The sequence below is a fragment of the Paenibacillus sp. S25 genome (genome assembly GCF_019454085.1).
Lineage (GTDB): Bacteria > Bacillota > Bacilli > Paenibacillales > Paenibacillaceae > Paenibacillus > Paenibacillus polymyxa_B.
The window spans coordinates 2408830-2423516 of the sequence record NZ_CP073683.1 but is presented as its reverse complement, the minus strand read 5'-3'; the positions used below and the strand labels follow the sequence as shown (position 1 = coordinate 2423516).

At 46.4% G+C, this 14687-nt stretch carries 12 protein-coding genes; 1 reads left to right on the top strand and 11 read right to left on the bottom strand.

Features of this window, described 5'->3' with window-relative positions:
- Positions 1-118: 118 nt before the first annotated feature.
- The 5 genes from KAI37_RS10890 to KAI37_RS10870 form a co-directional block, all read right to left on the bottom strand.
- Positions 119-1135, bottom strand: a complete 1017-nt coding sequence (locus KAI37_RS10890) for a hypothetical protein (protein ID WP_220031243.1) — start codon at positions 1133-1135, stop codon at positions 119-121.
- Positions 1136-1288: 153 nt separating this feature from the next.
- On the bottom strand, positions 1289-1840 hold the full coding sequence (locus tag KAI37_RS10885) for a DUF2062 domain-containing protein (RefSeq protein WP_028542387.1): 552 nt from the start codon (positions 1838-1840) through the stop codon (positions 1289-1291).
- Positions 1841-2030: 190 nt separating this feature from the next.
- Entirely contained in the window at positions 2031-4484 is a 2454-nt protein-coding gene (locus KAI37_RS10880; protein ID WP_220031242.1) for a glycogen/starch/alpha-glucan phosphorylase, read from the bottom strand.
- Between the two features lie 45 nt (positions 4485-4529).
- A complete protein-coding gene (gene glgD, locus KAI37_RS10875; protein ID WP_071640687.1) occupies positions 4530-5633 on the bottom strand; it encodes a glucose-1-phosphate adenylyltransferase subunit GlgD in 1104 nt (367 codons plus the stop codon).
- A gap of 23 nt (positions 5634-5656) precedes the next feature.
- Positions 5657-6802: a glucose-1-phosphate adenylyltransferase gene (locus KAI37_RS10870; RefSeq protein ID WP_025722958.1), complete on the bottom strand. Its 1146-nt coding sequence runs from the start codon at positions 6800-6802 to the stop codon at positions 5657-5659.
- A gap of 256 nt (positions 6803-7058) precedes the next feature.
- Here KAI37_RS10870 and KAI37_RS10865 point away from each other — a divergent pair, with 256 nt between their 5' ends.
- Positions 7059-7196 carry a hypothetical protein gene (locus KAI37_RS10865; RefSeq protein ID WP_179085945.1) on the top strand — a complete coding sequence of 46 codons (138 nt, stop codon included), beginning with the start codon at positions 7059-7061 and terminating at the stop codon, positions 7194-7196.
- Positions 7197-7311: 115 nt separating this feature from the next.
- Here the strand turns inward: KAI37_RS10865 and KAI37_RS10860 are convergent, their stop codons facing one another.
- From KAI37_RS10860 to KAI37_RS10835, 6 genes are all read right to left on the bottom strand, one after another.
- Complete coding sequence (locus KAI37_RS10860) at positions 7312-8124, bottom strand: DUF3891 family protein (RefSeq protein WP_023988333.1); 813 nt, start codon at positions 8122-8124, stop codon at positions 7312-7314.
- Positions 8125-8255: 131 nt separating this feature from the next.
- Positions 8256-9044: a response regulator transcription factor gene (locus KAI37_RS10855; protein WP_071640682.1), complete on the bottom strand. Its 789-nt coding sequence runs from the start codon at positions 9042-9044 to the stop codon at positions 8256-8258.
- A complete protein-coding gene (locus tag KAI37_RS10850) occupies positions 9016-10980 on the bottom strand; it encodes a sensor histidine kinase (RefSeq protein ID WP_076294154.1) in 1965 nt (654 codons plus the stop codon). The genes KAI37_RS10855 and KAI37_RS10850 overlap by 29 nt, the downstream gene beginning before the upstream one ends.
- 46 nt (positions 10981-11026) lie before the next feature.
- On the bottom strand, positions 11027-12673 hold the full coding sequence (locus tag KAI37_RS10845) for a type 2 periplasmic-binding domain-containing protein (RefSeq protein ID WP_220031464.1): 1647 nt from the start codon (positions 12671-12673) through the stop codon (positions 11027-11029).
- Between the two features lie 26 nt (positions 12674-12699).
- Entirely contained in the window at positions 12700-13587 is an 888-nt protein-coding gene (locus KAI37_RS10840; RefSeq protein ID WP_220031241.1) for a carbohydrate ABC transporter permease, read from the bottom strand.
- A 14-nt stretch (positions 13588-13601) separates the two neighbouring features.
- On the bottom strand, positions 13602-14564 hold the full coding sequence (locus KAI37_RS10835) for an ABC transporter permease (RefSeq protein WP_220031240.1): 963 nt from the start codon (positions 14562-14564) through the stop codon (positions 13602-13604).
- Positions 14565-14687: the final 123 nt, after the last annotated feature.

Below are 14687 nucleotides of genomic sequence, written 5' to 3'. Positions count from 1 at the left end.
TGTTGTATGCACACGTATTGTAAACGATTCGAGCGAATGAAGCCAATTCTGTTACAAAATATGTCAAAAGCGTATGCCTCTTATAGAGATCATACGCTTTTGACTAAAATCAATCTGCTTAATTTCGAACTCCATTCGCAGGCATAGCCTCTAGTGAATAAAATGCCCCTTTTTTATTGATTTTTCCCACAACAGTAACTGCGCCCTTTTGGGAGAACGTATACTCGTTATCCTTAATTTTTACGCTATATCCTTTTAGGTTAATTCCAAAAAGGGAGTGAACTTTCGACTTCGCGGCTGAAAGCGCCTGAGTTTGGCTGAGCTTTGGCTTAGCGAATGCTTTGACAAAATCCTTTTCCCCCGTCCAATCCATGCCAAGCTCGTTTTTTACGGCCCACACTTTACCGGTTTTCACGCCAATCAGCACGTTGTTTAACTCATTATCGTCCCGGAAATTCCAAACGGTATCATTGCCTTCATGCTGACGAAACACATATTCAAACGGATTGCTCAAAGAAATACTAAGTGTTTTGAGCGAACGATTCGCTTGGTTGGTCAGTGAAGCTTTAACGTCTTTGAGCGAATACATTATGCTGGCCGTTATTTTATTTCCTTGATCAAGGTCAATGTAAAGACTTTGGTCATGCCCCCACAGTACCCAATAATTTTTGAGTTCTCCATCGTCATTCGGGGAATATGAACGCCAGACAGCATCCGTTTTAAACACTCCATCAGAATCAAATGTTTTCAGGAACGATGCAACCCTACTGCGTAGATTATTGTCCAGAACTTTGTTGAGATCAGCCGCATCATAAATAATGCTGGTGGATTGCACGATTCCCTTTTTGGAATCGTAATTTTGGATGAAATCAGCATTAGCTGTCCCGCTCAAAGTACCGTTTACCGTCCAGGAGTCAAAAGCAGTATCAGCGCTTGTAAACTCTATTGTTTGTTTTCCGGCTAGTTGTTTCAATACATCCGTTAAACGCTTAGTGGCGGTTGGGTCCAAGTTAACAGAAGTTTGTGCGTTTTGAGCTATGGCAGCGGCGGGCTGCTGTGCCCATGCAACTGGAGCCGTTCCCAAAAGCATGGATATTGCCGCAACTGTTGCAGTGATAGAATTCCATTTTTTCATGGGGCAATTCCTCCTGATGTCTCAAAAGAGACTTAAAAGAATGGATACATATATTCCTTAGACGTAATACAAAAATAAAAGTTGCTTGCCCCAACTCAAAGAAGCTCTTCGGACCTAATAAATAGGCTCGAAGAGCTTCTTTCTTATGCATCGTTATCCATTCTTCAGCAGTCTGGCCGCCGAAAATGCTGCACCATGACGCAACTTCCGCTTCTCCAACCGTTTGTGCAGCGAACGATTATACAGAACCTGAATGACAAAATACGAGATAATACCCAGCACCACACCGAAAATCGACATGCCGATCAGGATGTGCAAGCCTCCGTGCAGCAAGTCTCTAAATACAGACCAGTTGCCGTGAAACAGCTCCATAAAAGAATGCTCGTGAAGTCGTCCGCCCCTGACATGTACCGGATAATGAGATGGATAAATCCAAGCCCCCACTTGCTTGGCGAATGGCATCAGTACAATTGGCAAAAAGGTTAGCTTACCTACAACGTTACCCACAATGGCCGCAGGCAGCGAGCCGCCAGACAGACGAACAATCGGATAAAAAACAAGGTATACCAGAGAAGCCGTGGAAATCACAATCATCTCCAGCGCAAAGCCAATGGCGAAGCCCAAAGAGATCTTTTTAACTCCACCAGGGGCGCGCAATAGCTTGATGAAATTCAGCCGAATCGCACGCCATATATTTTGAAACATATTATATTTCTTCTTCGATTTATGAGGTTTGAGCCTTTTCGGATTGAGCTTTATCAATAGGAGGACTCCTTCAACAGTACAATTCAAGTTCAGGAATGAGTATAAACAGCTCCCATCCTTACTTATGTCTATACTGTCATTATAACCCTCAGCGCTCGAAAAGCAATGCTATTCCGCCTGTTTCGCCGTTTTAGGACAGAATTCGCTTGTTGACATCGTTTTGGAGAGGCACAATGTCCCAAATCTCAGCCGCGTATTGCTGAATGGTACAATCACTAGAAAATTTACCGGAGTGTGCCATATTGACAATAGCACGCCGAGTCCACTCCGAGGGATTCCGATACACCTGTTCAATATGAACCTGTGTATCCACATAGGATGCAAAGTCTTTGAGCACAAAGTATTCATCATTATGATCAATCAGGGATTGATAAATGGCCTCAAATTCCCGTTCATGCCGCGTAAAAGGAGCATCGTTCACGAGTTGATCCAACACTTCACGCAGTCTTTCGTCACTATTGGCTGTTTTGCGTGCCGAATACTGGCCGTTCCGGTAATATGCCTCGATCTGATCCACCTTCAATCCAAAAATGAACATGTTGGCATCCCCTACCATTTCATGCATTTCAACATTGGCTCCATCCAATGTACCTATTGTGAGCGCACCGTTCATCATAAATTTCATGTTCCCTGTGCCTGAGGCTTCCTTACCTGCCGTGGAAATCTGCTCACTGACATCCGCTGCAGGAATAATCAGCTCCGCTAGCGAGACCGAATAATTTTCAAGGAAAACGACTTTCAGCTTGTCCTTGACTTCTACATCCCGATTGATCGTGTCCGCCACGTTGTTAATAAGCTTGATCGTCTGTTTGGCAAGAAAATAACCGGGAGCGGCTTTGGCTCCAAAAATAAACGTGCGTGGCGTCACATCTAGGCCAGGATTACTTTTAAGCTGGCTGTAGAGATTCATCACATGCAAAATGTTGAGCAGCTGTCGCTTATAACCATGCAACCGTTTGACCTGTACGTCAAAAAGGGAGGACGTATCCAGTCGCACGCCCTGTTTTGCAAAAACATGCTCAGCGAGCCTGACTTTATTTTTTCGCTTAATCGCCTGTATCCGTTCTTTGAACGACTCGTCCCCACTGTAACGAAGCAGGTCGATGAGCTCCCTTGGACGGGTCCTCCAGCGTGTGCCGATGGTCTCATCGTACAAGCTTGCCAGCTCCGGGTTGGCGTGCATCAGCCAGCGGCGATGGGCAATCCCGTTTGTTTTATTATTAAAACGGTCAGGGTACAGCTCGTGAAATGACTTCATCTCTCGTTCCTTTAATATTTGCGTATGCAGCGCAGCCACCCCATTAACGCTGTAGCTGCCGACAATTGCCAAGTGAGCCATACGGATTTGTTCACCGTGAATAATCGCCATTTCACCAATTTTGATGTCCTGGCCTGGGTAACGCTCCAGTAGCATAGCGCAATAACGTTTGTTAATTTCTTCAATGATCAAGGAAATACGAGGTAGCAGCTCCCGTACCATATTGACAGGCCATTGTTCCAGCGCCTCACTTAATATCGTATGATTCGTATATGAAACGGTTCGCGTCGTAATATCCCATGCTTCGTCCCAGCCCAAGCCCTTCACGTCCATTAGAATACGCATCAGTTCCGGTATAACCAGCGTCGGATGTGTATCGTTAATGTGCAGTGCTATTTTATCGGGCAACTGGCTATAAGGTAAACGAAGCTTCTCAAACGTACGCAAAATACTTTGCAATCCGGCCGAGCACAGGAAATACTGCTGCTTCAAGCGAAGCAGCTTTCCCTCATAATTGGAGTCATCCGGATATAGAAATGCCGAGATGGATTCCACCGATCGATTGTAGTCGAGAAAGCGGTAATAACCGCCCTCGCCTCGAATCGGTCCTCGAACGGGATCAAGCGCTGATTCCGCACTCCAAATCCGTAGGGTATTCACTTGCGCATGACCATAGCCTACCAGCGGAATATCGTAAGGGACAGCCCAGACCGTTTCAGCATCCTTTGTCTCGAATACAAGACGTCCCTCCTGTTCACGGGTTTCCACTCTTCCCCAAAAATGAACCTCAACCTTTTTGTCAGGACGGCGTTCCTCCCAGACATTCCCTTTCTGTAGCCAGTAATCCGGCAGTTCAACCTGATTGCCGTCCACAATACGCTGTTCAAACAGACCATATTTATATCGGATACCGCAACCATGTCCTGCATAGCCAAGGGATGCCAGCGAGTCCATGAAGCAAGCCGCCAGACGGCCGAGACCACCATTGCCTAGCCCCGCGTCTGCCTCCTGTTCTTCAATTTCCTCCAGATCCCAGCCCAGTTCACCCAATGCCTGCCGAACCATATCCAGTACGCCCAAATTCAGCAGATTACTGCCCAGTAGACGACCTATCAAAAATTCTAGTGAAAAATAATAAATCTGCTTCTCTTGTCCTTCTTTGTAGGCTTGGTTCGTTTCTGCCCAATTCTTGCCGACTTGTTCACGAATCATGCCACCCAAAACCTTATATACGTCTTCCGACTGAGCCTCCTGCATCGGTTTGCCCAGCCTTCCGACCAGTTGCTCTCGAAAAGCCTGTTTAAATGCTTCTTTATTGCTGAACAAAGTTGTACCTCCTGTTATTTCCGTTTTAATGGCTAAGTATATCCTTTAAATTACGCTATTCTTGGCAATGACATAGGGAACTCTAATGTCTCCAATCAGAGTTCGATCTGGTGAAAGCTGTACATCTTTATCTAAAACCACATTCTCCACAACTGCCCCTTTACGGATGACGCATTTTTGCATAATAATCGAGTTGCTTACCCGCGCGCCCTCCTCTACCCGCACTCCACGGAAAAGAATACTGTTCTCGACCTTGCCCCCAATGGTGCAGCCATTGGCAACAAGTGAATGATCCACCTCGGCGCTATGCGTATAACGGGTCGGGGCTTCATACTTGATTTTGGTATGCACTGGCTGATTCTGAAACAGTGCTTGATACTGCTGCTGATCCAGCAGCTTCATGCTATTTTTATAGTAGCTCTCGATAGAATTGATGACCGCATGATAACCTTCATAACGATACGCATAAATGCGCAGTCCACTTGGGTTTTTCTGGATGGCATCGCGAAAGAAATGATTATCCTGATGGGCAATGCAATGCTTCACCTGATCCAGATACAAGCCTTTGTCCATTACGAACATTTCCAGATAAATATTATGATGATCCTGCTCCTGATGAATACCAGTCACTCGTCCGTTCTCATCAATCTCCAGTCGTGCACAAGGAGCATGCTCAGATTCGAGCTGGTCGATGGGTTTATATACGAGGGTAACATCTGCATTTTTCTCCCGGTGATAACGGTATACATCCTCGATATCAACCTTATTGACATGCTGAGTTCCTGCGTGAATAATGGTTTGCCCCGATGAGCGATGGAAAAAGTCCAGATTGTTGTGCACATGCTGCAAATCTCCACGTGATGCATCCGTCGGATCATTCCAGTCCGGTGGCAAAATAAACAACCCTCCCCGTCTGCGGTCTAGATCCCAAGGCCGACCTTCACCCAGATGATCCAGCAGCGAACGGTATTTGCGGCGGATAAACAGTGCAATATCATGCACCCCTGCATGCATCATGTTGGATAAGGTAAAATCAATGAGCCGATATCGACTGGCAAAGGGAACTGCGGCCCCGCACCGGAAATAGGTCAACTCCTTCAACTGATCCAGTTCGTGATCCAGGTTGATAACTCCAATGAGTCGGCTCATAGCAGACACCGTCCTTATCCGGGTTAAATTCGTGCATGAAGCTGGCTTTCCTGATCGAACAAAATAATCTCATCAGAACTATTTTCAGGTCCAATGACTGCGTTATCTTCAATAACCATGTTCTCGTTCACGATAGCCCGGTGAATACGTACATTGCGCCCAATTTTTACGTTTGGCATGATGACAGAATCGGTAATGACGCTCCCTTCACCTACTTCGACTCCATAAAATAGTACGGAGTGCCTTACTTCTCCATCCACCATGCAGCCTTCATTTACAATGCTGTTTTTCAGGATCGCCCGTTGGGTTATATACTGGGCCGGTTGATTGGGACTGCGGGTATAGATGCGCCAGAAAGGATCGTTCAGATCCAAAGGCGGATCCTGAACCAGAAGATCCATGTTGGACTCCCACAAGCTCTGAATGGTACCTACATCCTTCCAGTACCCGGCAAACGGGTACGCATACAACGACCGGCCATGCTGAAGCAGCAATGGAATGATATCCTTGCCAAAATCATGTGAGGATTCAGAATCGCTTGCACTTTCCAGTAAATAGCGACGTAACACCTCCCATTTGAACAAATAAATACCCATGGAGGCCAATGTGCTTTTCGGCTGTTCAGGCTTCTCCTCAAAGTCATATATTTTCAGATCATCATCGGCGTTCAGTATTCCAAATCGTTTGGCTTCCTGAATCGTGACATTGATGACAGAAATGGTGCAGTCTGCTTCCTTCTCCTTGTGATAGTGGAGCATTCGACTGTAGTCCATTTTATAAATGTGATCCCCTGACAGAATGAGTACATGCTCCGGGTCATACTGATCCAAGAAATGCAGGTTTCGATAAATTGCATCCGCCGTGCCCCTGTACCAGTTGTTTCCATTTTCTTTCTCGTGCGGTGGTAAAACAAAAACTCCTCCATCCAGGCGATCCAAATCCCAGTCGCTCCCAACGCCGATATAGGAATGAAGCACCAACGGCTCGTATTGCGTCAATACGCCTACAGTGTCTATACCAGAATGAGTGCAATTGCTGAGAGGGAAATCAATAATGCGGTAAGTTCCTCCAAAAAATACTGCCGGTTTGGCTAGTGTACGGGTAAGTCCTTTGAGTCTTTTGCCTTGTCCGCCGGCGAGCAGCATGGCAACCACTTCCTTCTTTCTCATAACAAAGACCTCCCTGTCATGTGCGTCTGAAGCAATTGTGGCGGGATATTAATAATATCCATTAAACATGAAAAGACAGTCGTAATCGTTTCATTGGCGAAGGAACGGGTAAGATGTGATGGAGAAGGGTAAAATCATAGTTATGCGGAACGAGTGCAAGGAATCACTAAATCGTAAAATCCCGTTCATCTTTTCACATTTTGGATGCTTTTAAAGCAATCGTGTATGACAACATGATCATAAGGAGGCGTTATTCATGAAGAATAAAAAATGGGTGGTAGCAGCATTGGGAATGGGTGTTACGTATCTGATGAAAAATAAAGGGGCACGCGATAAGGTATTGAATAAGGTACAGACTATTGTCAATCGTGCGAAAATATCTGCAAAATCGTAAAATGTTAAAGCTAGAAAAAAGCGAGCCTCTCTGAAGCATGGTTCAGGGAGGCTTTGCTCTGACTTTTCTCTGCGTCTACGAACAAAATATTGTTCGAGGCTGTACCCGTAGACGGTCAGGCATTCTCCTTATGTTCTTCTACTTCCATGATATGTTCAACGGTAAAGGTTCGATGCGTCCATTCAGAAGAACGGTAAGCCTCTAGGAGACCAAAGGTACGAATTTTCTCCTTGTCCACCTTCTTAAAGGTATGAGTAATCCCTACCTTGCCCCTGAAAGGAAAAAAGGAAAGACCTACAGTCTGATCCGATAGCCACTCGGCCCAAACTCGCCCGCTTTCATGTCGAACAGCCGGGAAGCTTAAACCTTCAGCAAACCATTCATAATCTGCTGTAGGGGTGCCCGGCTCTCGGCTGCACAAAAACAGACTCAATTCGTCACAAAACAACATTCTCCGTACATCCGTCCGCACTTGATGGTCGAAGGTTACGCCACATGCCAGTTCCTGTTTGAGCCTCTGACGACGCTGTGCCTCCGCTTCCTGGTAAGCATGCGTAATCTGCTTGTCCTGAGCGTTTTGATGCTCGGTCCGTCCGACTAGCTCCTTGTACATCAAGCTACACAGCAACGCCGCATACGTATTACCTTGTTCGACTTCATCAATCCCAAGACGATAGAAAACAAAACGCGGATTGAGCGGAAAATCAATAAACGTATAAGGTGCAGACACATGATCATTCCAGAAAGGAGCAGCGTCTAACTGTATCCAGCCCCGATCATGCTCCCTTGCTGCATATACAAAATCCTGCTTATGACGTCTATTCTTGAAGGCACTCTCTTCCCATTGTGAAGCCAACTCACCTGAAATATGGGCATGGTCATGCTGCGTCGTCATGATATAAGCTTGGTCCGTTTCATAAATAACCATATGCTCTCCCCTTCCGTTCGGCGATTCGTGTGATTGTGTACAAACTCTCTGATTGAAGGCCATGGTTATGCATACGTATATTATATCAGGATAAGAGTAAAAAGGCAGTGGAGTTTTCCCCCTCTTTATATCTAATTACCCCTTTGATTCTGCACTCGAAACTGCTGCGGGGTCATCCCCTCCAGCTCTCGAAACACTTTGTTAAAGTGCTTTGCATTGTCAAAGCCCACGTTAGCCGCAATTTCATAAATCTTGCCTCCTTGGCACTCCAGCAGCTTTTTGGCTTCTGTAACGCGCAGCCTTTTTACATATTGAACAAAGCTAAGGCCTGTATAGGCTTTGAACGCCTGACTAAAATACGTATAATTTAAGGATACTGAATTGGATACTACTGCCATATTCAAATCCTCGCTGTAATGAGCATGGATATATTGGATAGCACGTGTCATACTACCGCTTCTATCGACGATGGCACTCGTGCTAGCTCGTCTATCTTTCTCTACGCTGACAACACTATCGTATGTGAGGTGGTTCCTCTGCTTCAATTCCTCATTCAAAACTGCCAGCGCACCGAACAGTTCCTCCCTTACGATTGGCTTGAGTAAATACTCCCGTGCCCCACAGCGAATCGCTTCGCGCGCATACTGGAACTCGTCATATCCACTGAGAATGATTACCAAAGGTCTGTGTCCTGGCTCCAGCTCGCGAATATGCTGCATCAGCATAATGCCATCCATAACAGGCATACGGATATCCGTTATCACCAACTCGGGCAAAAACTGCTTCACATGCTGCCAGGCTTCCATTCCGTCCTTGACCAGAACACATTCATAGAGACTGGGAAATTCCCGTTCGATCATAGCTTGAAGTCCCATTCGAATATTTTTCTCGTCATCCGCAATCAACAGCTTGGTCGTCATGGTCTGCCCCCCTCATCATGTAACGTTTTGGCAAAATCAGGGTCACTGTCGTCGATTGTCCGGGGATGCTGTCCAGTCTTATGCCATACTCTTCGCCATACTGCATACTCAAACGGCGATGCACATTATACAAACCGATTCCCCCATTCATCCCGGGCTCGTGGGAATCCATTTCCGTTCGCGCTAGACCAGCCATGATGGCGTTTCTTCTTTCTTCAGATATCCCCACTCCGTTATCCTGTATGCGCAATTCTATAATATCCTGCTTAGGGCAGGCTTCAATCGTGATGCTGAATGGGCTTTGCAATGCACTCCAACCGTGCTTGATAGCATTTTCGACTACAGGCTGCAGCGACATTTTCAGCATCTCCAGTTCCATAAACACCGACGATAGATGAATTTCCAATCCAATTTGGTTATCATGGCGAATGTTCATAATGGCCACATAATGCTGAATATGGCGGATTTCATCCCGCAACGCAACACACGACCCCGACCATTGGAGATTATAACGCATCATCGAGCCAAGGGAGGTAAGGGCATCCGACAGCGGATACTGTCGTTCTATCTCCGCCATCATTTTTAAATTTTCCAATGTATTATAGAGAAAATGGGAATCAATCTGATGCTTGAGCGCTAGCAGCTCAGCCTCCTGAGCAGCGGCCTGCTTATGTACTGCCTCGGCAATGAGTCCGTTAATCCGACTCAGCAGACTGCGAAAATATAGAGCCAGCTCAGCCACTTCTCCCCTCCCATATACTGGAATTCTAAGCTGGAAGTTTCCCTCCTGCTCTACTTTTTTCATGGATTCACGCAGTGTATGTAGCTGCTTGAGAATGAAGGAATGCAGGGTATAAGAAATGACGGACATAAACACAATCAGCATACTAATAATGAGTAGCATGGCATTGCGTTTCTGACGGAGATCACCCAGCGGACCGTCCAGCGCCACCACATTTAGCAAATAAGCGTCCAACCCTTCTATATAACGGTACATGCCGAGATAAGGCTTATTCTCATAGGAAAAATCAAAAGCACCACCCGGTCCCTGAACCTGGGACTGAAACAGATGGTGCACATGGGACAGAGGGATCGAAATTGAATCTGATTGATAGGAAGCTGTAGCTATATCGGTAGAAGACATTGGTTTATCAGCGTTCCTTGAGCTGGAATCGTCGCCGTCCAGAATGAACATTTGCCATGCGCGATCACGCTGTTGGATTCCAAATACTCTAGGTGAAAATAGCTCCAGCCTCATGTTTGTTTCTACCAAGCCTGCGTGTCTTCCTCCGGTAGACTGAATTTCACGCAGCAGTGCCATATACTGCACTGTCTCACTTTCCTGCCGGGATTGCCCCAGAAGTAAGCTTTTCGGCCCCTTGTACATTTCCCACCATATTTTCCCTTGTCGGAGTTGGGCCGTTTTCAGCCAGGAGGCTTTAGGCAGTCGTGATTCATTGAAAATCATCGGCCATATTTCATGTGCCTGAGGATTACTCGTATACAGTCGAATGTTCTCTACATTGGGATTACTGTACAGTAAGTGCTGTAAATTTGGAAACACATTCAAGTTGAATTGGACCAGCTCATCGCTGCTTATTTCACGTTCCTCGGTCAGATAACGAAGTACGTTGCGATCTGAGATCGCAAGCTGTGCGGTTCGCTCCATAATTTCCATATTGCTGTGAATATGGGCCAGCTCTGTATCCAACACATACTGATTTTGTACGGTAATATCTTGCATGGTATTCTCGTACAGTTGGTGAAAGGTATATAGCGAAAACAATACCACCGGAATTAAAATGACTCCGATATACGCGACAATGAGCTTAACTTGTAGGGAGCAACCGCCAAGCCGATCGGCCGTCCCCTTCATCCACTGCCATATAGTGCGGCGCAGCAGGCTCTTCATCTGTGAACGTGCACGGCCTGGCATGAAATCACATCCTTAGGGGTTCAATAGATTAAGTCATCGAATTAAATCATTTGGTGAACTGTTCAATTTTCTTAAGGTTTTCCTCATAGGCTTTTTGCTGATAGGCCATAACTTTGTCGTATCCTGCTTTTCTGCGGTCTTCCAAAAAGCGAGCAAACAGCTGGTCGAATTCCTCATCTGAGGAAGCCAGCAGCAACTTCGGCAATGTCTTGCCCCAAATTTTATCTATCTGGCCTGACGCAATGCCCTCTGCCGAAGTTCCGGTCGGTTTGATGTTGTCATATTGGGAGAAGCCTTTCGTCTTGCCTTTCGTCCAATCCTCTGGCTGCTTATACGGCTCGACGCTTGGCGGCGCCCACTGCAAATTCATATTCGTATCCATCAGCATCCAGAAGGTGAAGGAGGCGCCATATTTTTTATCAAAAGCAGAACGATCCTTGTTCAGCAGCTCCTGCACCTCCGGCTTGAAGGCTGGCTTACCGTTAGCCATGTCCCACAGCTTGCCCTGCTCCCCCAGATATAGGTCGCGATTTCCTTCCTCGCTAATCAGATAAGTCAGAAATTCAATAGCCCGCTCCTTGTCCTTGACATCCTTCGAAATAAGCGTCACCGTCCAGCCGGAAATACCCGGCCCGGCCAGCGTCGGCGGGTCCAGCTTACTGTTCGAAGGTCCATCCACCGCGATATAGACGGAGTTCGGGTCCTTCGCATATAACATTACCTGTTGTGTGGCAAAGTCGGAGCGCTGATATAACATGGCAAAATATCGGCCCTGTGCCACCTTTTCCTCCATTTGCGGACGTTTGTCGATAAATACGTCCTTGGCGATCAGGCCCTGCTCATTTGCTTGACGGAATGTTTTGAGCCAGCGAATATATTCTTCGTCCGAACGACGATCGACCAGCTTGCCGTCCTTTTCATGAGGAATGGCTAGGAAATTAAGTAAATAGTCTTCAAAAGAATAATTTCCGTTATCCGTAAATTCGTGGAATCCCATCGGGATAAGAGGCTGACCGTTCACCTCTGGAAATTTCTCTTTCACTTTTTGAAGCGCTTTCAAAAATCCTTCCGGTGTTCTCATATCCGGCTTGCCGATCGCCTCGTACATGTCCTTCCGAACCATAAACGTCTGGTTGGAAACAAAATTTTGGCCGTATTTTTGATAATCCTGTGGCGAAGAAGAAGCATTAGGATACCCATATACATTCCCGTCCGTTTGGCGATACCAGGACATTTTCGCCGGATCAGCTATTTTAATCAAATACGGATCGTATTTCTCGGCCAGCTTGTTGAGCGGAAGCACCATCTTGCCCTCAATCATTTTTTTGACCGCGTCCTCTCCCCAATCAAGCGTGACAAAATCAGGCAGCTTGCCGGAGGCCAGCATGGTGTTGAGCTTTTCATTTTCATTTCCTGCGGGTACGATAAAATTGACGCTGACCCCGGTCTTTTGCGTAACATACTTCGAGGTCATATCCGTTCCCCACTTGTTCGGGAACCAGGAAAAGTTCAAATACCAGTCAAACGTAATCGGCTCCATATCCGCCTTCCATCCCGGTGCATCTGCGGTAGCTTTGGTCTTCTCGTCTTGTAATTCCGTGACAGTACTGCCTCCGCCGGACGTACATGCCGCGAGCAAACCCACCAGCAGAACAGAAGCCAACAGCCCCTTCTGCCATTTGCAAATGTTCATCATAAATCTCCCCCTTGGATGATGTGCTATCCTTTAATCGAGCCGATCATCAGACCCTTGACGAAATACTTTTGCAGAAAAGGATATACCAGTACAATGGGCAGTGTCGTCACGACCATTGTCGCCAGCTTGATCGATTGCGAAGTCACGGACTGGGCAACGCCCCCCGGTGCAGCAGCCATCATCTGATTAGAGCTGGATTGGGCAACAACCCGGTACAAATATGTTTGAATCGGCTGAAGATCCGTATTATTAATATAGATCATTCCAGTAAAATAATCGTTCCACTGGTATACCCCATGAAACAACGCAATCGTCGCTACAACGGGCATGGATACAGGAAGCACGATCCGGCAAAAGATACCGAAATCGTTCGCACCGTCTATTTTCGCCGCCTCTTCCAGTGCATCCGGCAATTCTCGGAAAAAAGCCATAAAAATAATAAGGTCAAAAAAGCTGAACATTGCAGGAATGATGTACACCCAAAAGCTGTCCAGCAGTCCGAGATCACGAATCAGCAAATACGTCGGAATCAATCCCCCACCGAAAAACAGGGTAATGGTGCCAATCAGCATATACAGCTTGCGCCCGATCAACTCCCCACGGGAATATGCATATGCAATCATAGCGGTAAAAAACACATGAACAATCGTGCCGATAAGCGTCTTGGCAATAGTCACTCCCATCGCAGTCATAATACCATTGTTAGCAAATACGGCCTGATAGCTGCCCAGACTGAATACTCTTGGCCACCAGTAAATGCCGCCCCGCATAGCGTCTGCTCCTTCGTTAAAGGAGTTCACCAGCACATACCACACGGGATACAACGTGACAAAACAAATGATCAGCATGAAGACGTTGTTCATGAAATCGAATATCGCTTCGCCTGCTGTTCTGCGTTGCAATAGCTGCATGCAGCCGTCCTCCTTCAAAATAGGGATGTATTATTTACCCGTTTGGTCACCGAATTGGCAATTAGCAGCAAAATGAGAGCAAGAACCGATTTCAGCAAACCCACCGCGGTAGAATACGAAAAACGGCCCTGCTGAATGCCCACCTGATATACATAAATATCAACTACATTACTTGCACTTTCATTCAGCGAGTTACGCAGGACGAGAATTTGATCAAAGTTGGAGTTCAATATGCCGCTAACCGCCAAAATAAACAAAATAGATATTGTCCCCTTGATAGCGGGAAGTGTGACGTACCACATTTTCTGAAACCGTCCGGCCCCGTCAATGGTGGCCGCTTCGTACATGTCCGTAGATACCCCCGCCATTGCTGCCAAATAGATAATAGCTGACCATCCAAGCTCCTTCCAGATATCCGAGCTAACGGCGATAGCCCAAAAATAGCTCGGCTCTGCCAAATAACTGATCGGCTGGTCAATCCAACCCCAGGCTAGCAACAGTTGATTAATCATCCCGGTATCTGCCAGCCACGTCGTTAAGATCCCACCAAGAATGACCCAAGATAAAAAGTGAGGAAGGTATGAAATGGTCTGAATAGATTTTTTGAACCGAGTAGATCGTATTTCATTCAGGAACAGAGCAAATACAATGGGCAACGGGAACCCGATCGCCAGCTTGAGCAGGCTAATGCCCAGTGTATTTTTGACAATGTACCAAAAGTTATCATCCTCCAAAAAGGCCCGAAAATGCTCTAACCCCGCCCAAGGTGCGCTTGATAAGGTACCAATGATGTCAAAATGTTTGAAAGCAATCAAAATGCCGTACATCGGAATGTAATGGAAAATAATCATCCAAACCACCCCAAGCAGCGCCATAGTCTGCAAATGTCTTTGTTGAACCCATTTGCGCGCTAGTGATGCCCCTCTACCCGATCGAACCGGCGGCTGTGACTGCGGATTCTTCCATCCTGTACTCATACGAAGACCTCCCTTCTTTTTAATGTAAGCACTTACATTTATTATTTTAGAGGCTTCTGCTTCGAATGAGTAGTACTGGATTTTTTGATTTTGGTATCTAAAGTTCAGGTGGGGATCTGACTA